This is a genomic window from Ligilactobacillus ubinensis, assembly GCF_024160875.1.
Classification (GTDB): Bacteria; Bacillota; Bacilli; order Lactobacillales; family Lactobacillaceae; genus Ligilactobacillus; species Ligilactobacillus ubinensis.
The window spans coordinates 1-22,018 of record NZ_JAIULA010000033.1; the positions used below are offsets into that span (position 1 = coordinate 1).

Below are 22,018 nucleotides of genomic sequence, written 5' to 3' on the forward strand. Positions count from 1 at the left end.
AACTTATTATATTTGGATTTCCATTGTGAGTCCTTTATTTTGCTTTGGTGTTGCACTTAAAGTGTAAATTCATCATATTAATAGTGCTAAATTTGGATGATTTTAGTAAAGGACTAAAACCATTTGTGGTAGGGGTAGTTATTTTTGTTATTGGTGCAGGTTTAGGTACAACAACTGGATTTGCTTTCTAATCCCGTTCCTCTTTATTTTCCTCACCTTGTGTAAATAGGCTAAAGTTAGTTTTAACAAGTAGGATTAAGAAACGAAGATAGTGGACTAATACATATGTAACCATAATAAAAGCGATGATTAATTCAATTTTAGTAATGATAATTAGAGTTGAGTGGTTTTGCAATCTATCTAGCAAAACAGTTAAACCAGTTGCTGAAATGACAAGTGGAAAGGTGAAGGCTGCAAAACTAGGCTTGAAGCTTAAAATCGAGTGTTTAGCAGAAACGTAGATTTTAACCATCAAGATGATTGTTGAAAAATATAGAAATTGTGCAAAGAAACCAAGAATAATTGCAAATATGTAATTGATATTTGTAAAACTATTTAGATATCCAGTTAAGCACAAAGAAGCAGGAGCAGCTATTATAGTTAATAAAGGGAGAGCACCTTCAGCTAGTTCACGATTTTTGTATAATCTGAAAAAGACAATTGGAAAAACAATGATATATAAGCCTAGTGCGATATAGAAGAAAATTTGGCCAACTGAAATACTAAAAAGCTTAGCGCTAACAGGAATTACGCCAATTCCGACAAACATAACGAACCAACTAGGATATACATCTTCTAGTTGTGGTTTTTTAGTAATAAAGTTGATTTGACAAAAAGCAAGCATAATAGCAATATGACAGATAATTGCGATGCTCCATAAAATAAATGCAAAGCGCGAAAAGCCCCAGCGACTCCAGTACATGGAGATTAACATTAAAGCCATGGTAAATGTAGGTAGGGTTCCTGCAGCTAAGGGATTTAACAGTTCTTGATATGCACTAGCAAAAGAAATGGTGATTTTTGCTAATATAATCAGCATTAATAGCATTCCGATAATGCCAAACAAATTTCCAAGAAATACAAAGTTTGACATAATTAATAGATTACCAAGTGCTTCCATACCAAGAATTAAGCCACACATGGCCATGGGAACTTTTTTAAGCATAGATTAATCCTCCTTGAAAAGTTTATAGAATTAGTATAAATTTATTTTTGAAATAAATAAAATTAATTATTTTAATTGGTATAATAAAAATATACTATGCTAAATCAGGAGGAAAGAGATTGAATTCATATTTAATTGCATTTATTTATGTATATGAAACTCAAAGCTTTTCGTTAGCTGCAAAAGAATTATTTGTGACGCAACCAACGATATCTATTCAGATTCAACAATTGGAAAAAATGGTTGGACAGCAGCTTTTTTTACGTAAACGGCACCAAGCAATTATGCCGACAGTAGCTGGTAAATTATTGTATGAACAAGCATTAAAAATGAGAAAAATCTGGACTGAGACACAAGATAGTCTAGCTCATATAACTAATTCTAAGCGACAGTTAATCCATATTGGTTTTTCACAGACCATTTCGCAGATGCTTGCTGCCGATTTTCTGGAAAAAGCCCAGGTTGTTTTACCAGACATTGATTGGCAAGTAACAGTAGACAATTCCGATTATATGGCAAAACAGCTAACACAAAAACATTTAGATATCGGTTTAGTTGAAAAACCGATTCCAGCAAGTCCAAGTACAATGAGACGCAAAAAAATAGCTTCAGATTATCTTGTACGGATTGGTAGACCAACAGGTGTGTGGTTGCAAAGAGAAGCGGGTTCTGGTATTGCTCATTATACAGAACAATTTTTTGAAGAATATGATATTATTCCAGAAAAGATAATAAAGATCAATCGTAATGAATTAATCTTGGAGATGGTTAATAAGGGATTAGGAGAAACAATAATATCTCAAAAAGTGGTTCCTCCAAATCTAACCTATGAAAAATTAAATCCACATTTTCAAAGAAATCTATATAGTATAGTTACTAAAGAGTTGGATCGTGACCTTGCAACTAAAATTAATGAAATATTACTTCAAGTTGCAGACGCTATGAATTAAGTACTTACTGCCAATTAATTCAATATGGCAAGACATTTCAAATAGATGGGAGAAGTAATGATGCGAACATATGCGGATAAGACAGAATTAATTAATCAGATTAAGACGACATACACCAAATTTATTTTTGAATTCAATGATATTCCAGAAGAACAGCGTAATCAAAGGATTATTTCGGTTGATAAGACACCGACACAAATGTTAGCTTATCAAATAGGTTGGTTAACTTTACTATTATCTTGGGAACAACAAGAAAAGCAAGGAAAAATAGTAGTCACGCCAACATCAGAGTTTAAGTGGAATCAACTAGGAGAGCTTTATCAGCAATTCTATTGTGAGTTTGGTAATCAGTCGTTAAGGGTACAAAAAGAACAGTTGGATTTATTAGTTCACCAAGTCTGTGATTGGATAGAAACTTTGTCATCAGTTGAGTTATTTGAAAACAGCCAAAGAAACTGGGCAAATAATAAAGCACAATGGCCGTTATGGAAATGGATTCATATTAATACAGTCGCGCCATTTACTAACTTTCGTCCTAAGATAAGAAAATGGAAGAAATTGTATACTTCCACTCAGTGATATTTTTGGATTGACTTTGAGAATAGTCTATATTAAGACAGGTCGTGCAATTCGCGATTCTATAAAGCTAGATAGATTTTTTTTACGAAGCAGTATTTTAGGTGAAATACTAAAAACATGTTACACTTGTAGATAGTTGAGACTTATTTAATTTGCATAATTCACCTGAATTTTGTCATCTTTCATAATATGGGCGCAGTTTTGGAGCTGTAACGGTGCCGTAGAGGTTGGGGCGGTATCTTGGAAGCTAGAATTAAGTAAAACTATGTAATAGAATTTGGAACGATTTAAAAATAACAATCTTAATTAGAAGGCACCGTATTAAAATACGGTGCCTTCGTCAATTTTAAGATATGAAGTAGAGTTAAGCTTGTTAGTTTAAGTGTGAGGATTGACTAACCACAACTTTTCCAATCATATGATTTGTTTCAATCAATCGGTGTGCTTCTTTTAGATTACGGACATTTATTGGAGACAATACTTTGTTTAAAGTTGAGACTAGTGTTCCATTATCTAATAAGCAAGCAACTTTATCTAAAATTTGGTGTTGAGTAATCATATCTTCAGTTTGATAGAATGATTTTGTGTACATCCATTCCCAAGCGAATTTTGCTCTCTTTTGTGTCAATTTACGCAAATTAATCGGATGTTTATTTTCGGTAATAGATGTTATTCGTCCACTTGGCTTAATAAGTTCAGCCATTTCATCCCAATGACCGTCTAAATCGTTTAATTCTAAAATATAATCAACATACTGATAGCCGAGATTTCTAACTTCTTGAACTAAATTTTTTCTGTGATTTACGGTTTTGGTGGCACCATGGCTAAGTACCCAACTGATTGTTTCAGTCCTGGATGCACTAGCAATGACAGTTAAACCGGCCCAACTAGCTAATTGAGTTGCAACAGAACCGACACCCCCAGAGCCATTAATAATCAAGATAGTCTTATTTTGGTTGGCCATCTTGTTTTTAGGAGAGATTTCAAGTTGTTCGAAGAGAGCTTCCCAAGCTGTTAAAGAAGTTAAGGGCATTGCAGCAGCTTGCGCATCATTTAAGGTTGTGGGTGCATGTCCAACGATTCTTTCATCGACTAGTTGATATTCGCTATTACTACCAGAACGGATAAAAGAGCCCGCATAAAAAACACGCTCTCCCTTTTTAAACAAAGTAACTTTGTCGCCTATTTCTTCAATTATCCCGACGGCATCCCAACCGATGATTTTGGGTTGCCTTAATGTGGTATGCCCACTTTGTCTAACGCCTACATCTACAGGATTAACAGATGTCGCTACTACTTTCACTAAGATGTCGTGTCCTGTCGCTGTAGGTTTAATTGTTTCAAACTCAAATAAGCTATCGTTTTCATCAATTTCCAAGTGTTTTTTAAATCCAATTGCTTTCATAGTCTGTGTCATGTATGTTTCCTCACTTTCATTTTCTATAATAATTGACTTGAAATATCTTGCAATAATGAAATTAAAATAACTAGTAACATAATATTCACTAGTGAAGATAATAAGCGAATGCTATATCATTAAGGTATTCAAAAAGAGGAGTTTATATTATGAAAAATCGTCAAATTTATAACTGCCAAGAAGGTTGTCCGATTGAAAGTACTTTACAGATAATCTCAGGCAAATGGAAAGCTGTAATCTTATATCATTTTACTAAAAATAATGTACATCATTTTGGTGAATTACAGCGTAATATGCTCGATTGTTCGCGTAGGATGCTAGCATTACAGCTAAAAGAATTGGAAAGTGATGGGATCATTCAAAAAACTATCTACCCTGCGATGCCACCTAAGACAGAGTATCAGTTAACTGCATTTGGAGAAACACTAATACCAGTAATTAATGCGATGGAAAAATGGGGAAATTATTATAATCAGAGAAGTCTAGATAGACTTAATTAGTTAAAAATTGGTGCATAATGCAAGTTAAAGTAATAGGATAAATAATATAAATGGAAGTATTTAAATATAAGCTGTCGCTATGTATATTTAAATACTTCTATTTATACAATCATTTGTTATTATAAATGAAAATAGAATTATATTCTAAATATAGTTATAGGAAAATAGTTGATTTAAAGGGGCTAAAAGAGACTCTACAGTATGTGAGACAGGTTGTGCTACTTAAATACCCCAAAAGATATCCGATAATAAATATAGGAATAATTTTTTTTAAAAATAAAACGGAGTGAGGTTAATTATGAAAAAAAAGCATAGTTTGGGTAAATACATCGGAAAGATGCTCTTTTTAATTACGTTTATTACAATACTCGTTCTAATGGTAAGTTCCTATATTTCCACTAAGAATCTATTAACAGAACGTAATCAACTTAGTCAGCAAAGCGCGGCGAATGCATTGGTGAAGAGTAGTAATAATTTGAAGAGTTCAACAGAAACAGAACTACAAAAAATAGCAAAGAACAAGGCTTTTACGCAAGGTAGTTTTGATTACAGTAAAATTCGACAAATACTGAAAAATACGCAGAACGGTAATGCAGATATTAAATATATAGAATTTGCATCAAACGACGGTATGTTGATAACCTTCACTAAAATGCCAAGTGGGTATAATGCAGTTAAGCGTCCTTGGTATACAGGAGCTCTAACTAAAGATGGTTCTGTATCTTGGACGGCACCGTATAAAGACGCAGGTACAGGTAGTGTTGTAACTACAGCTTCCATAAAAGTTGAAAACTATACAGGACAAGTGGGTGTTGTAGAGATGGATTTATCCTATAAAAGTATGACAGATGTCTTTTCAGCAATGAAGATTGGACGAACAGGTAGTGTTACTTTAGTTCATAAGGATGGGACAGTCGTTGTTTCAAACGGAAAATCAAAAGACTATACATTCAAGCAAGGAAAAAGTATCAAGAACAATGTAATTTTTAAGAAAATTACAGCAGCTAAAAAGACAAAAGGTACATTAACAATAGATGGTGTTGGCAAGGTATACTATAATAAAGATTCGAATGATAGCGCTGACTGGTCATTTGCAGTTGTTGATAGTAATGATTTAAGTAGTGAATTGCATTCGTTAATTAAAATTTCGATAATCGTAACTTTGGTAATGATTCTAGTAGTATTACTATATGCAGCTTATATATCTAAAGTTATTAGTAAAACCGTTGCAGTTTATATTAAGTATTTTGAGAATGCTGGGAAAGGTAAATTTGCTAAGATCAAACCAGCTAAGAATAAGAGTGTACTAAAGGCAATGCATAATACACAACAAGTTGGAGAAATACTAAGTTCACCGAAAAAAGATGGGCACGAGTTCAACAAGATTGCGTACCATTACAATACAATGGTAGATTCAATTCAGGGTACAATTTCTAAGGTGCAAGATGCAAGTCAAGGTGTTGCTACACGTTCAGACTCATTATTAAATCTATCGGAGCAAACGAACAAAGCAACTGAAGAAGTAGCACAAGCAATTACAGGTATTGCGGAAGTAACTACCTCGCAGGCACAAGAAACAGCCGATAGTGTTACACAATTAAAAGATTTATCGGATATTATCAAAGAAATGCGACAAAATGTTGAACAAATGACTGAACAATCAGAAAACTCAGGCAAACTAAACCAGCAAAACTTGAGTATTTCAGATGAAGTGTCTGCCAACTGGTCGCAAGAACTAGATAAAATGGAACAGTTGATGAATAATATGAGTAATCTTAATGAGCAAGTACAAGATATCAGTAAGATAGTAAATATTATTAACGGCATCTCACAACAAACTAATTTGTTAGCATTGAACGCTTCAATTGAGGCTGCTAGTGCAGGTGAGGCAGGGAAAGGATTCTCTGTTGTGGCAACTGAAATTCGCAAACTTTCGGATCAAAGTAGGGATTCAACTAAGAGAATCAGTGAAATTATCGATAAAATCCAGGTTGATTCAAAAGAAATGGTGACAATGACTTCAGACTCAGTATCAGGAGGTAAAAAACAAAGTGAATTAATTGGACAAGCTATTAGTTCATCTAAAGATGTATTTGCGGTAAATCAGAAATTAATTCAAGATATTGAAAAAATTGAACATGAGAGCCAAAAAATTGAAGATGTTCAAAATAAAGTGCTTGAAAGCTTAGAAAATATCTCTGCTTCAACGGAAGAAAATTCAGCAGGGACACAAGAAGTATCTGCTAATTCTGAAGAAGTCCAAGCAACAATGGAAGAATTTACAGGCCATGTGGCAGAACTACAAAAAACAGCAGTTTCATTAGAACAGGTTGTTAAAAGCTTTAAGATTGAAAAAAATTAGATTTTCTAGCAAAAGATTATAAAAGTGAAACAACAATAAAAAGTGATGTATTTTACTATTGAGTGAGATACATTGCTTTTTTGTATTAAGCATAACTTGGTCTATGTGTTACTATTTATATGAGATAAAAGAAATACATAGTTGCAAACAAAACTGTAAAAGAGGCAAAAAAATGTGGGAAAGTTTATTTGAACAATATATATTGGAACGTGGCTTTGAATACTATCTAAGCAAAAAGGTTAAGAACATAAGACAAACAACATTTAAAATAAGTGCGCAGGTTATGGGAACACATTTATATGAAGTTGAAATTGATTGTCTTAACGAAAGGGTAAAGGATCTGTTTTGCTCATGTCCATATTTTGCAAGTGGCCATAACTGTAAGCATTTAGCAGCAACTTTATATAAAGTTGATAAAGATGCAGTTAAACGGATGCAGGCAAAGATAAAGCGAGATGAAGAACCTCTCTTGAAGACAGAGACGCAATCAATTGCTAGTGCAGTTAATAATGTGTCTATGGACGAGTTGCATGATTTTTTAATTACTTCTTTTGAAAGTGATGCCGAACTATATAATTCTTTTTTGGAATTTACAAATCAAAAAGAAGTTGATATCAATGCCATAAAGAATAATATAGTTGAAAGACTAGCAGAGTGTTCAGATGATGAATTTTATGACTATGATGATGAAGATGGATATGACATATTATTGGGACTTGAGGATCTTTTAACTGAAAGTGTAACTTGTTTATTAAAGTTAAAGCGTGAAAAAGCTGCCTTTGACTTGACCATATTTACTCTGATAGAGGCTAAAAAATGTGATTCAGATGTTTTGGATAGCATATTAGATATAGTGGTTGATGCTAGTTCTAGATTATGGACAGATATTTTTCAACAAAGTTCAAAGATATTTAGAAAAGAAATATTCAATTTTTTAATCTGTAAAAATGAAATGCAAGATAATAGATATTTATTAAATTGTACAATTAATTTTTTAATTGAAAATTATAATCAGCGCGATTACTTAGACAAGTTGATAGAGTATTGTGAAAAAATATTGAGAAGGCACTTAGATGATGATGAATGGGGATTTTATAGAGAGAAAAGAGAGCAGTTATTTGGTCAAATAGTTACATTGTTACAAGCTAATGAGACCAAAGATAATGAGCTTAAAGATTTTTGTGAAAAATATTGGAAATTATCCGAAGCAAGAAAATGTTTTGCAAAAATTTCAATTAATCAGGGCGATTATGTAAAAGCAATAGAAGTTTTAGAAGAAAGCAAAATAAAAGATAGCGACTATCCAATAGAGGTTTGGCAGTGCAACGTCATGCTGAAGGATATTTATAAAAGGATTAATCATCAAAAATATATATTAAAATTAACAGAGCTAATAATTCAGGTGCCTAGTCAACTTGATTTATATAAAGAGCTTCGAACTCAATATTCGCACGAGGAGTGGAAAGAACAGTATTTGCCACGACTTATCAAAAATATCCATAATAAGGCGGGAGTAGAGAAAATATTTAAAGAAGAAGGAATGAAAAGTGAGTTAATGAGTTTAATCGAAGCAAAAAATAGTTTTTATCTTTTGGAAAAATATGAAGACTTTTTAAAAACCACATGTGCTAAAGAAATACTCGCAATGTATACAAAAAAATTAATTGAAGATGCTCAAATTGCCTCAAACCGCAAGAAATATCAGCAGATAGCTCTTCAATTACAGCATATGAAACTTTTTAAGGGTGGTAATCAAGCTGTTGCAACTTTAATTAAGCAATGGCAAATCAAGTATGCACGCAGAAGAGCTATGATGGAAGAACTAAGTAAAATTTAGTTGCAACAAAAAAGAGCTAAGTGCACCTAAGCCAATAGGCGTACTTAACTCTTTTTAGTAGTGGGGAATAGCAATTTGGCTAATCTTTATTCCCGTCAGTATTTTTTAAATGAGCTTCCTCTAAACGTTTAAGTTCAGCAATTTGTGCTTCGAGAGAGCCCAACATTTCAGTTTGCATTTTTTGTATTTTTAACATATTAGGTTGATCTTGATGAATAATATGATCAATTTTTGAATGTAAAATCCGAATTTCTTCCTCAGATTTTTGATTAACTTGATAATCATTACGCGATTCGAGCCGGTCATATTCACTTGACCTGTTTTGGCTCATCATAATTAAAGGAGCCTGAAGCGCTGCAACGATACTTAAAAACAAGTTTAATAGTATAAATGGATAATTATCAAAATTTGCTCCAAACCAATGGAACTGATTAAGTAATATCCAAAAAATGATAAATGCGATGAAAGATAGCAGAAAATGCCAACTTCCGCCAAAGTGAGCGACTGCATCCGCAAATTTTTGGCCTATTGTTAGTGAGTTTTCCAATTGCTCCTGGACATCAACTACCTGATACTCGTCTTTTTTCATAGCACGTGTGAGCTTATGGTTTAGACGTTGGTTTTGTTTGTAGTCCTTCGTAATCATCTGATCCATTGAACTTAAACGATAATGGAGCAGATGCTCACTGCAAATAAAGTCATTCTTGGTCGCCTTTGGATAGTCCCGGCGAATCAACGCTTGTAAGGAACCGTCCAAATCTTCTAAATACAAGCCGTCAATCAAAGCATGGTTATGCTGATCAACAAGACAGTTTGTTGTACGTTTGAATTCTTTCATTGAGATGAACACCTCTTTTGAAAAGTCTAATTCGCGCGCCTAACCAAGAGTAAGGGCGGATTTTATGCTTTTGCCCTTACTCTGATTACTCGCGGGACCATCGTCAGTTGTTGCTGTTATCTGATGATTTGTCATAAAATCCACCCTCTTTCGTCCATATATAGTAACTCACATCAAATATAAGTATAAATTATATATTTCAATTAAGCAAGGAAAAACAAAATTAAATTTTAATTGAACTGATAATTAACTTAAAAATAGTATTGTTTGTTTACATATTATAACAGTAAAATGCAACAAACAGTTATCTTTTAGTGTTATGATTAAATTAAAAATTAAAGAGGTGTTGTAGATGTTTCCAGAACGACTACGTGCATTGCGAATGGGGAAAAATTTATCTTTACCTGAGTTAGCCAAGCAATTGAATAAAGTTAATGATGTTGAACAAACACATAAAAATACTGGTCCCCAAATTGGAAGTTGGGAAAGAGGAACTAACACACCTTCATATATCGAAGTTCGTAAGCTAGCAAATTTTTTTAATGTTTCTCTAGATTATTTAGTCGGACAAAAATACCAAGAAATAGATTTAGATGATATTTTCGCTAGTTCAGCACGACTAGAATTTGCAGGTAAAACGTTGAATGCAAGTGAGCGTTATGAAATATACGCTTTGATAAAGGGGTATTTACGCGGAAAGTATCCTTTAGAATCTAATAAAGAATACGAAAACTTAGAGGAGATACATTTAGACTTAAAATAATTATTGTATGGAATACTCGAAGTAGTTGGAGGTGTCAAAAAAATGCAAATCGCAGATTCTATAGTGATTATTGATTTTCAAAATGGCGTTTGTAAAGGAAAAAAGACGGTCGCTAATTTGGATGATTGTATAGTTAAAATCAATCAGCGAATAATGATGTACCACAACATGAAAAAGCCAGTGATTTTCATACAACATAATGATGAAGAGTTAGTAAAAGAAAAATGGTCTTGGCAAATTATAGATGAAATAAACCATGAACAAAATGATTACTATATTCAAAAAACACATGCAAATTCTTTTTATAAAACGAACTTAAAAGAACTTTTAGACAAATTGAATATTAAAAGTATTGAAATATGTGGTGCACAAACAGAGTATTGTGTAGATGCAACGGTTAAAATGGCACATGGGTTAGGTTATAAAATACAGATGTTACATGGATTAAGTACGACACTGGATAATGAATATATGAATGCTGAAAAGACAATTGCTTTTTATGAAAACATTTGGAATCAGCGCTTCTTGGAATTCGTATAAAGGTTCAGTCAAGATAATGATGAAGCGAATCAGGGTTTTAAGTTATACACAGTAGTGCAATTGAGGTTAGTGTACATAAAATGTTGTCTCAATTGCACGGATAACTAAAAAATACTTAAGGCAACATGAGATGAGCTCTTAGTTGTATAAATTTAGTTAAGTCTCACGTGCAGAAGAGGTTATTTCAGCAAATTTTTGTATGAGTACATGCTGTTGGTTGATAAAGACGGCTAATTAGATATTTAAAAACTTATTGATTATTTTTATAGAAATAAATATATTAAAATGGTTAGGAAACCAACTTTAAATTAAAAAACAAATCTGGAGTAAAAACAAGAACTGTAGTATATTGAGATTTTTTTCATCTCAATATGATGCAGTTCTTGTTTTTATAGTTAGAATTAATAGTTTTATTTCGAGCTTTTATTTTCGAACATTTTGAATTCATTGCCTCAATTAATTGTTTCAATAGTTCTATCAAAAAGTGTCCAAAGACTTGATTTAGACCCAATAGGGATTTTAGAGTTCCTGTGCTTAATTATTTGATGACAATAATTGGAAAAAATTACATTTGGATCTTTAATACTTAATTAAAACAGAGATTACATTTGAATTTAAATGTTGATTTTTAATAAGCTTAAAGGTCAATGTTTATCTTTTTTTCAAGATTTTCAAAGTAGTTTAAAATGGCTTCTTTTACGTTTTTGTGATATTTTCGACCTTCTAAAGATGGGAGATAACTTAGATAGATTTGTCGTTTTAGAATATCAGGACCCAAGTGTGCTAAGTGAATTGGGTGATTAATTATAGTATTCCATGATTTTTCGGGAACAAGTCCGACACCAATGTTTTCTGAGATTAATCCGAACAGAGTATTTAAGTCGCTAGTTACAAATTCAGGATTGATCCTGTATTTATATTTTTTGAAATAATCTTCAATGATATCTCTTAGTGGAGTAGGATTTGTCATAATAATCTTACATTTTTTTAATTGTTCAAGATCGATAGTAAAAAGATTTGACAGAGATGACTTAATACTTGTAGCTACTAATATTTCTTCATCAACTAGTAAAATGTTTTTATTGCCCTTTATTGGATAGGTAGAAAACTCAAAATCATAACGATCTAACCAATCACTTTCAAGACCATGTTGTGCTAGTTGAACATCAATTTCAGGAACTGCTTCTTGGATGTGATGTATGATTTCAGGGATGAGCGGAGATGTTCGTTGGACACGTAGGGTGATGCTCTGTGCTGTTAAATCATTCAGACGTTTCGCACTAGTGATAGCATTTTCTAATAGATCGAGAGTTTGTTTAACATTATGCTGGAATGATTTTCCTTGGGGGGTTAATTCCAATGAATGTTTATTACGTGAAAAAAATTCGACATCTAATTCTTGTTCAAGTTCTTTGATGCTGCGACTGAGAGCAGGTTGGGAAATATGTAGTTTTTTTGCAGTTTGTGAAATGTTCTGACTTTCAGCAACAGCAATAAAGTATCGTAATTGTAAAAGACGCATAGGATAAGCCCTCCTTATAACCTTATGGTTATAGTGTATTACACTTATTGTATTTTACATCATTAGGATATTGCAATATAATTTTCATTAAAATTAAAATTGTATTAAAAGGGTGAGTTTGCGTATGACTGATTTTATTGAAGAACATATGGATGAGTTTGAAAAACTCTTAGCAAAAATCATCAGTTTCAAAAGTGAAAAAGGGCTACGAAAGGAACAACATTCGGTTATTTCTTTTCTGGAGAATCTACTGACAGAAATGTTAGATGCTGATGTAAAAGTTATCAATACTAAAGGAGCACCAATTATTATTGCAAAAATCAAGGGTGAAAATGTAGTCACAAAACTTTTTTATGGTCACTATGATGTAATGCCAGCTGGAAATATTGATGATTGGCAAAGCAGTCCATTTACTTTAGAAAAAAATGAAGGCAGATTCTGGGGACGAGGAACAGGAGACAATAAAGGACAGCTCATGGCAGTGATATTTGGGCTATACATGTATAAGAAGACGCACACAACTTTTCCATTTAATATTCAATTAGTGATTGAAGGAGAAGAAGAGCAGGGAAGCACACATTTGTCTGGAACAATTTCTCAACTTCTGAATGATTTATTAGTAGATGTTGACTCAGCTTTTGTATTTGATGGTTCAATTAATCAGTATGCGCAACATATTTTGCGATTAGGCAATAGGGGAGCATTGGGATTTGAGGTGGTTACCCATACAGCTTTACGAGATAATCATTCAGGAAATATGGGAAATGTTATGGAAAATGCTGCAATGAGTTTACTTAGTGCGGTAAATAAAATGTACGATTCCGTACAATCTAAGGTGTTAATACCGGGATTTTATGATGGAGTAAGAGAACCTAATAATCAAGAACTTGATTGGTTATCAAAACTGCCATATGAGTACAAGCTAATTGAAGAACAAACTGGGGTGAAAAATTTACCAATTAACTCACAGGATTATTACCATAAATTAATGTATGAACCAACTTTTAATATTTCAGGAATTGAAGCTGGTTATACAGAAAAAGGTATGAAGACAATTATCCCGCATCAAGCATCTTTAAAAGTTGATTGTAGGATAGTTAAAAATCAAAATATTCAAAAGATAAAAGCTGAAATAGAAAAGATGTTTGCTCAGGAAATTAAAAACAAAGAACTTGAAATTAAGTATCTAGTTGAGATTCCTGCGAGTTTTACATCAAGTGAAGTCCCTGATATTAGTAGGATTTGCAAAGCTTTAGAGGAAATTGATGGGACTGCACTGGTTGAACCTGTTATGCCGGGTACAGTACCGAATTATATTTGGACTGATATCTTACAAGTTCCAACCTATACCATCCCACTTGCTAATTTTGATCAAGCAAATCATGCTCCAAATGAAAATATTACATTGATTGCTTTTAAAACAGGAATTATGTTAGTTAATAAAATAATTGAGAATCTAGCAGCTTAGTTAGATATGAAGGAGAACTGGATATGAATCAATTAATAGTACAAAAAAGAAAGCCAAAAGTAACTTTTATTTTAATCTATATCGCATTTATAATTTGTTTTATTGATCGTTCGGCAATAAATATTGCCTTGTCCTATATAGGGACAGAATTCCATTTGTCAACAACACAACTTGGTGTTGTTTCTAGTGCTTTTTTCTTCAGTTATGCATTTATGCAAATCCCTGGAGGATGGCTTACTGATAAATTTGGTTCTAAACTAACTGTAGTTGTAGCAATTGCAATGTGGTCAATTTTTACGATAATGACTGGTTTTGCATGGTCATTGGCATCTTTATTAATTATTCGTGTCTTGTTTGGAATAGGCGAAGGAGCATTTCCATCAGCAAGTCTAAAGCAAATTGCTGAAGAGTTTACCTATGAATCACGTGCTCAAGCAACTTCAGCTATTGTTTCATCAAATTATGCTGGAGCGGCAATTGCACCGCTTTTGATTGCACCAATTATTGCAACGGTTGGATGGAGGAATGCTTTTCACTTGATGGGAGTTCTAGGACTCTTTTTTATAATTGTTTATTTTTTCTTATTAAGGCCTATTAAAAAACAAGATGCAACTGGAGCGCCTATTGTTCAAAAAGTACCGTTAAAAGAAGTTATCTGTAATAAGATAATCTGGAAATTTGTCATTGTAGTTTTTGGTCTGAGTGTAATTACTAAAGGACTGGACTCTTGGATGCCAACGTATTTGTTACAAGTTAGACATATTAATTTAGCTGGAATAGCTTGGATGGTACCACTTCCGTCAGTTGCAGCAGGGGTTGGAGCACTTTTGAGTGGCTACCTAATGGTTCATTTCTGTAATGGAAAAGAAAAATGGTTTATTGCTCTAACTAGTCTTTTAACTACTTTATTTATGTTTGGAATGTATCGTTCAACTGGGTTAGTTGGTGTAATTTCATTTGAAATATTAACGTACTTTTTTAAATCAATGGCATTTAGTGGTTGTTTTGCGTTATTCGCACAATTAGTTTCAAGGAAGTCCTATGGTTCATCTGTTGGAATTGTTAACTTTGGAGGACAATTAGCAGGGTTTTTAGCACCAATCTTGATTGGTATTTTAGTAGAACAATTTGGTGGCTCATATAGCGTAGCATTTTTATTCTTAGTAGCTTCAGCAGCATTATCATTTATTGTGTCACTAACATTTGATACCCAAAAAATGGCTGCTTCAAAAGAAAACGCAGAAATTGATCTATAAAATAGGAGGAATAAAGTAATGTTTATTAATAGTGCAAAAATGTATAAAGTTGATTTACCATTAAACAAGCCTTTTGAAACGAGCTTCGCAGCTATGAAGTATAAAAAATGTGTGATCTTAGAACTAAAAGATAAGGATGGTACCGTTGGTTATGGTGAATCTTCGGCATTAGAAGTTCCTTTTTATAATGAAGAATTTAGAGATGGAAGTTTTGAATTGCTAAGGACACAAATGCTTCCACAGATTATGAATGTTACTATTGATCATCCTGATGAGATCTATGATATCTTTTCATATATTCGAATGAATAATATGTCAAAATCGGCAATTAATTGCGCATTATGGGATATTTATGCGCAACAGAAGAATCAAACTCTTGCGCAAGCGCTTGGTGGAAATAAAACTAAGGTTGAAACGGGAGTAAGTATTGGAATTCAAAATTCACCAGAAGACTTAGTTGTTGCAGTAGCGGGTTATATAAAGGATGGTTATCGTCGAATTAAGATGAAAATCAAACCTGGGAAGGATTATGATTATATTGCGGCTGTAAGGAAAAAATTTCCTGAGGCAATGTTGATGGCAGATGCCAACTCGGCATATCGTTTAAAAGACATAGAGATGCTAAAAAAATTAGATAATTTAAATTTGATAATGATTGAACAACCTTTAGAACCAGGTGATCTGATTGACCATGCAGCATTACAAGCTCAATTAAAAACAAGTATTTGTCTAGATGAAAGCATTGTCAGTTTAGATGATGTTGAGAAAATGGTGCAACTAAAAAGTGGTAAGATTATCAATATTAAAGTAGCACGTGTTGGTGGATTAGGAATGGCAAAAAAGATTCAAAACTTAGCTATGAAAAATGGAATTGAATGTTGGTGTGGAGGGATGCTTGATTCTGGAATAGCACGTGCTGCGAATGTGGCAATTGCAACATTGCCAGGGTACACACTACCAAATGATATTGCAGCATCGCATCGATATTATGATGCAGATATTATTAAGCCAACAGTTGAACTTGATGGAACTTTTGTTAATGTATCCAATCAAACGGGATTGGGATATGACATTGACTCTGAAAACTTAAAAGAATTTATGATTGAAAAGATAGAATTGAATTAAGAAGACAAAACACAATCTAAATAAAGTTGACTAAATGGCAGAGAACTGTTATTACAGCTTAGTTAATTTATAGTGACTCTTTATTGAATTTATTTAATCATCCGATTGATATCTTCATGGGCTATTAGAATATTTAAGTTCTATGTACGCTTTGTATTTTAAGTTTAGGTATAGTTATTACAATTGAAAATTACTATTTAGCTACGAGTAAAACATTAACATGGCTTTTAGACAAAGTATTATTTCTTTTTAATAGTAATTATGAAACAACTATAAAAATATCCTCTAAACATAGTGTGTCTTTAGGACTGAGACAGCTAATTTAGAGGATATTTTTTATCAAGTGTTATTTATTCATTTAAGGCGTTCTTTAAGATGTTTTGTACTTTAGTTAGGTTTTCAGATGAAACAACTTCGTAGTCAACACCATCGATTTCTTTACCAGTACCTTGCAACTGAACTTGTTTGATAGATTTAGCAGCACCGCTGTATTCAGTAACCAAAGCCTTAAGTTCATTGAAAGTTAAATCGGTTGTCATATTGGAAGAAATAGTGGTAAGTATTTGCTTATATTTAGTAATATTTCCAATTGAAACCAATTTACGTGCTAGAGCAATTAAAACAATGCGTTGGCGTAATTGCCGACCATAGTCACCGCGTGGATCTTGATAACGCATACGAGTATAAGCTAAGATGTTTGATTGATTGATTGTAACAGTACCTTTTTTGAAGTGATAGCCTAAATTAGTGAATTTGAGGTCATTGTCTACTTTAATTGGACCAACAGCAGCAGATAGCTGTTGTAATCCGCGCATATTTAGTTTCACATAGTGATCTATTGGAATATCTAGGTAACTTTGAAGAGTGTTAATTGCACCTGAGATTCCACCATATGCATAAGCAGCGTTAATCTTATTGTTACTGCCGTGACCAGAAATAGCAACTTTAGTATCTCGTGGAACACTAACTAGCGTAGTTTTTGATTTTGAAACAGCTGCGACCATAATGGTATCTGAACGTCCCTGATATGTACGCCCATATTCCCCGGTATCAATACCCAAAATCATTACAGAAAATGGATCGCCATTTGTAACGCTGACAGATGAGCCCTTACGTAGATTCTTATGACTAGCTGCTTTGTATGTACTTTGTACGGCTGACTTTGTATCAGTATAAATCTTAATAGCTCCAATAGCCCCAACTGCTATGAAAAATGCCAAAACACCTAAAACCCAAGTCCAAATTTTGCGTTTCTTAGAATGATGATGGTGGTGATGATGCTTAGGTTGATTTATTTGTGGCAAATCATTAGAATCTTTTTTCATTCCCTACAACTCCTAGTATGTAAAAATTAATAATCCCATTAAATAAGTAAAAAAATAATTCTATTAAAGTATAACATAATTATAAGTAATTAGAATAACATAGTTACAATTTAGTTATATCGGTTGTTTTTAATAGAAGTTTAGATTTGTTTATCAATTAATGAAAATATGATAGAATTAATATTAAAATATAAAAACATGAAGGAGTAGATAATTTAAAATTGTCACTTTTACAAAACTTATACGGTCCGTTTTTTGATGTACGTAACTGGCAAACAGTTATATCCTCAGGTGAGGATTGGATGATAATATTGTCGTTAGTCTTAATTGAATGTTTGCTTTCAGTTGATAATGCGATTGTTCTGGCTGCACAGACACAGAAGTTACCAGATAAAAAACAACAAGAAAAATCGTTGTTTTATGGTTTATGGGGAGCATACATTTTTCGTTTCCTCTTGATTGGCTTAGGAACATATCTCATTAATTTTTGGGAGATTAAAGTTATTGGAGCAGGGTATTTAATGTACTTATCACTAAGTCATTTTTATCATATGGCACATCCGCAATTAAAAGAAAAAAAGAGAAAAACAAAGAAACGGATTTTACCACTATTCTGGTCAGTTGTTGTTTCAATTGAAGCGATGGATATTGTTTTTTCAATCGATTCGATTTTAGCTTCCTTAGCAATTTCAACTAATCCGGTTATTGTTTTAATTGGCGGCCTTATAGGCATCTTAGCAATGCGCGGAATTGCAGAAGTTATTATGAAACTAATGGAGATTGTTCCTGAATTAGAAGTGACAGCTTATTTTTTAATTGCTTTAATTGCAATTAAACTATTTCTAACTATTCCAGCCATAGATATCGAAATACCAGCTGCTATTTTTGGTGCGTTAGTCTTGCTGTCACTTGTTGCGACGGTGGTAATACATCGAATTAGACGGTAATATGCGAGGTTAATAATGCTAATAGCAAGAATGGAATTTTTTAGTGATGGATTAGATGTAAAACAACTAGATGTTAAACAGGATGTTAATGAAGTATTTGAATTGCAGAAAAAGCATACTAATTATCATCAACAATTTAACTTAGGAGTATTGACAAAAGGCCAAGTTGAAGCTGAAATGGTCAATTTTCCTAAGAACAAAACATTAGAGGATAAATTTTATTTAGGTTTTTATCAGTCGGGAATATTAATTGCAGTTTTAGACTTAGTATTGGATTATCCTAAAGCTAATTGTGTTTGGATTGGTCTGTTGATAGTTGATACAGCTAAGTTATGCACAGGAATTGGAACTAACGTTTGGGAAATTGCTAAACAAGCATTAAAGCGCGAGGGATACACAAAGGCACTGTTGGCTATCCCAGCCAGTGATGAGAGGGCTCAAAGTTTTTGGCAAAAGCAAAGTTTTAAAGAACAACAGGTTTTTCAGATGGACTTAAAAAAAGGTGTCACTATGCCGTTTAAATTAATGAAATCAGAATTATAGTTAGTGAATTGGAACAAATATAAGATAGATATAAAAACAGTTAGAATGTATCTTGTTATTTCAAAATACATTCTAACTATTTTTTTATGTTTAAATGTAGGTAATTAAATAAAAAGCGACCGGTTGCTTCGATAGCCAATGCAATAATGAACACAAGCAAAGAAATACTACCTGTTGAGAAAAGAGAAAAAACAAGAATTAGAGAAGTTAGCAGGTGAACAATAAACATATATTTATTCATAAAAACAGCTCCCAAAACAATTGATTTGAATATTATTATAGCATGGGAAATTTGATTTAGAAATTAAAAAGGGTGATACTTAGTATAAAAGGAAGAGCTGTAATTTAGTTTTGAATTATAGTGAACTAAAATACTATTAAAAATGTATAACAATATTCGCTTTTTAATTGAAAGATATTTTTAGAAGTGTTTTAATTTTTTTGAAGATTTAAAAAATGTTTTTGTTTTTATATTAGGTGGATAAATAATTTTGAAAAATAAAAGAAGATATATTAAAAGTTTAGATGGACTACGTTCAATTGCAGTTATAGCGGTGATTTTATATCATTTGAATGCAACTATTTTTAAAGGTGGTTTTTTAGGAGTACCTATCTTTATGGTTATTTCAGGATATTTAATCACAGATCATCTAATTGATGAATATGAATTGATGGGTAGAATTGCGTATTTTACTTTTTTAAAAAAACGAATTAAACGATTATATCCAACATTACTAGTAATGCTGCTAACAACAGCTGCTTATATATTTTTGTTTGCTAGAAATTTATTGTTTAATTTATGGCAAATAGTTCTAACTAATTTGCTGTACGTGTATAACTGGTGGCAAATTGCGCATAAAGAATCATATTTTCAACAATTTGCGACAAATGAGTCTCCGTATACGCATTTGTGGACACTTTCGATTGAAATGCAGTTTTATTTAGTCTGGCCACTATTAGTTATGCTTATTTTGAAACTATTTGGCAGAAAAAAGTATATTTTGTATATTGCAGTATTATTAATTGTTATTTCAAGTTTGTTAATGGCTATTATGTATGTACCAAATACTGATCCAAGCAGAATTTATTATGGAACAGATACTCGAATGTTCTCAATTCTGCTTGGGGCAGTTCTCGCTATTGTATGGCCTAGTGGAAAGTTAAGCAAGCATGTAGCAACTAAATCAATGCTAATTCTTGATTCAATTGGGGTGGCTGTGTTTTTAGGAATATTACTATTGCTAATTAATGTAAATGGTCAAAGTGGTTTTGTATATCAAGGTGGCATGCTGCTATTTAGTGTGATAACAACGATTATGATTGCGGTTATTACACAACCTGTTTCTGGATGGAATAAAATATTAAGCAATCCACTATTTGCTTGGATTGGTTCACGTAGTTATGCAATATATATTTATCAGTTTCCAGTTATGATTTTTTTTGAAGCGCGTTTTCAGGATATTGCAAATCATCCTGTGTTGTATCCAACAGTAGAAGTTATTATTATTTTACTTATCAGCGAGCTTTCCTATCGTTTTTTGGAAGATTCAGCAAGTAAAATCTATTATTTAAATTTGATAAGATACAGTAATTATATTGATATTAATGCAACAGTGTTTAAATTTACAAAACATCAAAAAAAGTTTAGAAAACAAAATGTAGCTGTATTAACGATAGGCTTTTTTACATTTCTAGGTGTCTTAGGAATAATAAATTCCGCTTTTATAAAGAGTGATGCCGTAAATAAAACAGCACTAGCAAAAAAATTGATGTCTAATGGAGAACTGCAAAAAAAAGAAGAACAACAACAAAAAAAGATAGCCAGAAAAGCAATTGCAGATAGTTCGAAAACAGAAAGTGAAGCTAAATCAAATACATCGGCTAAGTCAGATATAGATACTAGTTTTGAAGCATATAATTTGACACAGACACAATTACAAAAAGCGCAAACATTACCATTGACAGCAATTGGTGATTCGGTGATGTTAGCGAGTCAACCAGCTATGGTTAAAGTGTTTCCTAAAATGTATATTGATGCTGCCGTTTCCAGACAAGCATCTGCTGCAGTTCCATTACTAGAAGACTTAGCTAAGCAGCATTTGCTTGCGCCAAATGTGTTAATTGGTCTTGGAACAAATGGTCCAATTGATCAAGAAACTTTCCAAGCAATAATGACGACGATAGGTCCTAAACGAAATGTTTATTGGATTAATACACATGTTCCAAATAGATCATGGCAAAATCAAGTTAATGCATTTTTAGATAATGAAACAAAACAATACACTAATCTAAAGATAATTGACTGGTATGCTTATTCTAATAATCACAATCAATGGTTCTATAGTGATCAGACACATCCTAATAATATAGGTGAAATGTACTATACGGCGTATATTGTTAAAGAAATTATTGGCTAATATCTTAAGACTTTGAAATAAACATAAAGACAATATTAAGGTTGTTGTTTTTTTTAAAACTTGATGAAAAAAGTTTCTAATTGCAGAAAATATAAATTATAATAGCTATATAAAATGTTATTAGCTTAGGATTTGTGAGGTGAAACTAATGAACTTTATTAAGGGTGTTTTGTTTGGAAGTTTGTTTTCAGTTTCTATATGGATAGGATTATTTAGTTTAATAGGGTATATCCATGTATGGTTTTAAAAGTAAAAAAATAATTTTACTATAGAAAAATTAAACATTTGGACATATAAGCGAGTCCAGGATTTATCTGATATGCTCTCTTTATATAGGACACAGAAATATAAAGTGACTTATATAGAGAGCATATCAATTTTTATCCTGTGCACTACGCCCTGTCAAGTTGACAAATGAAATAATATAAAATTGAATCTATCTCTAAGCGGCTTCATTACAGTAT

The 22,018-nt window shown here is 32.4% G+C and carries 18 protein-coding genes and 1 pseudogene; 14 read left to right on the forward strand and 5 right to left on the reverse strand.

Annotation, left to right across the window (positions count from 1 at the left end):
* Positions 1–74 precede the first annotated feature (74 nt).
* Positions 75–185 (forward strand): annotated as a pseudogene (locus LB941_RS11660) (aquaporin); the annotation flags it as partial.
* 2 nt (positions 186–187) lie between these two features.
* Here the strand turns inward: LB941_RS11660 and LB941_RS11665 are convergent.
* Positions 188–1,165: a TDT family transporter gene (locus LB941_RS11665; RefSeq protein WP_253362154.1), complete on the reverse strand. Its 978-nt coding sequence runs from the start codon at positions 1,163–1,165 to the stop codon at positions 188–190.
* Positions 1,166–1,284: 119 nt separating this feature from the next.
* Here LB941_RS11665 and LB941_RS11670 point away from each other — a divergent pair, with 119 nt between their 5' ends.
* The gene (locus LB941_RS11670) at positions 1,285–2,115 is read left to right on the forward strand and encodes a LysR family transcriptional regulator (protein ID WP_253362155.1); all 831 of its coding nucleotides are present in this window, start codon (positions 1,285–1,287) and stop codon (positions 2,113–2,115) included.
* A 60-nt stretch (positions 2,116–2,175) separates the two neighbouring features.
* The gene (locus LB941_RS11675; protein ID WP_253362171.1) at positions 2,176–2,694 is read left to right on the forward strand and encodes a ClbS/DfsB family four-helix bundle protein; all 519 of its coding nucleotides are present in this window, start codon (positions 2,176–2,178) and stop codon (positions 2,692–2,694) included.
* Positions 2,695–3,067: 373 nt separating this feature from the next.
* Here LB941_RS11675 and LB941_RS11680 read toward each other — a convergent pair whose 3' ends face one another.
* Positions 3,068–4,099, reverse strand: a complete 1,032-nt coding sequence (locus tag LB941_RS11680; RefSeq protein ID WP_253362173.1) for a zinc-binding alcohol dehydrogenase family protein — start codon at positions 4,097–4,099, stop codon at positions 3,068–3,070.
* Between the two features lie 161 nt (positions 4,100–4,260).
* Between LB941_RS11680 and LB941_RS11685 the strand changes: the two genes are divergently transcribed.
* The 3 genes from LB941_RS11685 (at position 4,261) to LB941_RS11695 (ending at position 8,810) form a co-directional block, all read left to right on the forward strand.
* Positions 4,261–4,611, forward strand: a complete 351-nt coding sequence (locus LB941_RS11685) for a winged helix-turn-helix transcriptional regulator (protein ID WP_253362157.1) — start codon at positions 4,261–4,263, stop codon at positions 4,609–4,611.
* Between the two features lie 298 nt (positions 4,612–4,909).
* Positions 4,910–6,973, forward strand: coding sequence for a methyl-accepting chemotaxis protein (locus LB941_RS11690; RefSeq protein ID WP_253362158.1), 2,064 nt, complete (start codon positions 4,910–4,912; stop codon positions 6,971–6,973).
* Positions 6,974–7,256: 283 nt separating this feature from the next.
* Positions 7,257–8,810, forward strand: coding sequence for an SWIM zinc finger family protein (locus LB941_RS11695; protein WP_253362159.1), 1,554 nt, complete (start codon positions 7,257–7,259; stop codon positions 8,808–8,810).
* A 79-nt stretch (positions 8,811–8,889) separates the two neighbouring features.
* On the opposite strand, the gene LB941_RS11700 is transcribed toward LB941_RS11695, so the two are convergent.
* On the reverse strand, positions 8,890–9,648 hold the full coding sequence (locus tag LB941_RS11700; RefSeq protein ID WP_253362160.1) for a DUF1003 domain-containing protein: 759 nt from the start codon (positions 9,646–9,648) through the stop codon (positions 8,890–8,892).
* Positions 9,649–10,000: 352 nt separating this feature from the next.
* Here LB941_RS11700 and LB941_RS11705 point away from each other — a divergent pair, with 352 nt between their 5' ends.
* Together LB941_RS11705 and LB941_RS11710 are read left to right on the forward strand one after the other, a co-directional pair.
* Positions 10,001–10,411: a helix-turn-helix domain-containing protein gene (locus LB941_RS11705; RefSeq protein ID WP_253362161.1), complete on the forward strand. Its 411-nt coding sequence runs from the start codon at positions 10,001–10,003 to the stop codon at positions 10,409–10,411.
* Positions 10,412–10,453: 42 nt separating this feature from the next.
* Positions 10,454–10,951, forward strand: a complete 498-nt coding sequence (locus tag LB941_RS11710; RefSeq protein ID WP_253362162.1) for a cysteine hydrolase family protein — start codon at positions 10,454–10,456, stop codon at positions 10,949–10,951.
* A gap of 637 nt (positions 10,952–11,588) precedes the next feature.
* Here the strand turns inward: LB941_RS11710 and LB941_RS11715 are convergent.
* On the reverse strand, positions 11,589–12,473 hold the full coding sequence (locus LB941_RS11715; protein ID WP_253362163.1) for a LysR family transcriptional regulator: 885 nt from the start codon (positions 12,471–12,473) through the stop codon (positions 11,589–11,591).
* Positions 12,474–12,597: 124 nt separating this feature from the next.
* Between LB941_RS11715 and LB941_RS11720 the strand changes: the two genes are divergently transcribed.
* From LB941_RS11720 to menC, 3 genes are read left to right on the forward strand one after another with little or no spacing between them, the layout of a single operon-like run.
* Positions 12,598–13,941 (forward strand): M20/M25/M40 family metallo-hydrolase, encoded by a 1,344-nt coding sequence (locus tag LB941_RS11720; protein ID WP_253362164.1) that lies wholly within the window; start codon positions 12,598–12,600, stop codon positions 13,939–13,941.
* 23 nt (positions 13,942–13,964) lie between these two features.
* Complete coding sequence (locus tag LB941_RS11725) at positions 13,965–15,197, forward strand: MFS transporter (RefSeq protein WP_253362165.1); 1,233 nt, start codon at positions 13,965–13,967, stop codon at positions 15,195–15,197.
* Between the two features lie 18 nt (positions 15,198–15,215).
* Complete coding sequence (gene menC / locus LB941_RS11730; RefSeq protein WP_253362166.1) at positions 15,216–16,322, forward strand: o-succinylbenzoate synthase; 1,107 nt, start codon at positions 15,216–15,218, stop codon at positions 16,320–16,322.
* A gap of 350 nt (positions 16,323–16,672) precedes the next feature.
* Here menC and LB941_RS11735 read toward each other — a convergent pair whose 3' ends face one another.
* Entirely contained in the window at positions 16,673–17,647 is a 975-nt protein-coding gene (locus tag LB941_RS11735; RefSeq protein WP_253362167.1) for an LCP family glycopolymer transferase, read from the reverse strand.
* Between the two features lie 221 nt (positions 17,648–17,868).
* Between LB941_RS11735 and LB941_RS11740 the strand changes: the two genes are divergently transcribed.
* From LB941_RS11740 to LB941_RS11750, 3 genes are all read left to right on the forward strand, one after another.
* The gene (locus LB941_RS11740) at positions 17,869–18,594 is read left to right on the forward strand and encodes a TerC family protein (RefSeq protein ID WP_253362168.1); all 726 of its coding nucleotides are present in this window, start codon (positions 17,869–17,871) and stop codon (positions 18,592–18,594) included.
* A 15-nt stretch (positions 18,595–18,609) separates the two neighbouring features.
* Positions 18,610–19,137, forward strand: coding sequence for a GNAT family N-acetyltransferase (locus LB941_RS11745; protein WP_253362169.1), 528 nt, complete (start codon positions 18,610–18,612; stop codon positions 19,135–19,137).
* A 491-nt stretch (positions 19,138–19,628) separates the two neighbouring features.
* Complete coding sequence (locus tag LB941_RS11750; RefSeq protein ID WP_253362170.1) at positions 19,629–21,554, forward strand: acyltransferase family protein; 1,926 nt, start codon at positions 19,629–19,631, stop codon at positions 21,552–21,554.
* Positions 21,555–22,018: the final 464 nt, after the last annotated feature.

Coding starts and splice junctions, on each gene's coding strand:
- LB941_RS11665 (WP_253362154.1), bottom strand. CDS start 1,165: ATGCTTAAAAAAGTTCCCATGGCCATGTGTGGCTTAATTCTTGGTATG.
- LB941_RS11675 (WP_253362171.1), top strand. CDS start 2,176: ATGCGAACATATGCGGATAAGACAGAATTAATTAATCAGATTAAGACG.
- LB941_RS11680 (WP_253362173.1), bottom strand. CDS start 4,099: ATGAAAGCAATTGGATTTAAAAAACACTTGGAAATTGATGAAAACGAT.
- LB941_RS11685 (WP_253362157.1), top strand. CDS start 4,261: ATGAAAAATCGTCAAATTTATAACTGCCAAGAAGGTTGTCCGATTGAA.
- LB941_RS11690 (WP_253362158.1), top strand. CDS start 4,910: ATGAAAAAAAAGCATAGTTTGGGTAAATACATCGGAAAGATGCTCTTT.
- LB941_RS11695 (WP_253362159.1), top strand. CDS start 7,257: ATGGGAACACATTTATATGAAGTTGAAATTGATTGTCTTAACGAAAGG.
- LB941_RS11700 (WP_253362160.1), bottom strand. CDS start 9,648: ATGAAAGAATTCAAACGTACAACAAACTGTCTTGTTGATCAGCATAAC.
- LB941_RS11705 (WP_253362161.1), top strand. CDS start 10,001: ATGTTTCCAGAACGACTACGTGCATTGCGAATGGGGAAAAATTTATCT.
- LB941_RS11710 (WP_253362162.1), top strand. CDS start 10,454: ATGCAAATCGCAGATTCTATAGTGATTATTGATTTTCAAAATGGCGTT.
- LB941_RS11715 (WP_253362163.1), bottom strand. CDS start 12,473: ATGCGTCTTTTACAATTACGATACTTTATTGCTGTTGCTGAAAGTCAG.
- LB941_RS11720 (WP_253362164.1), top strand. CDS start 12,598: ATGACTGATTTTATTGAAGAACATATGGATGAGTTTGAAAAACTCTTA.
- LB941_RS11725 (WP_253362165.1), top strand. CDS start 13,965: ATGAATCAATTAATAGTACAAAAAAGAAAGCCAAAAGTAACTTTTATT.
- menC (WP_253362166.1), top strand. CDS start 15,216: ATGTTTATTAATAGTGCAAAAATGTATAAAGTTGATTTACCATTAAAC.
- LB941_RS11735 (WP_253362167.1), bottom strand. CDS start 17,647: ATGAAAAAAGATTCTAATGATTTGCCACAAATAAATCAACCTAAGCAT.
- LB941_RS11745 (WP_253362169.1), top strand. CDS start 18,610: ATGCTAATAGCAAGAATGGAATTTTTTAGTGATGGATTAGATGTAAAA.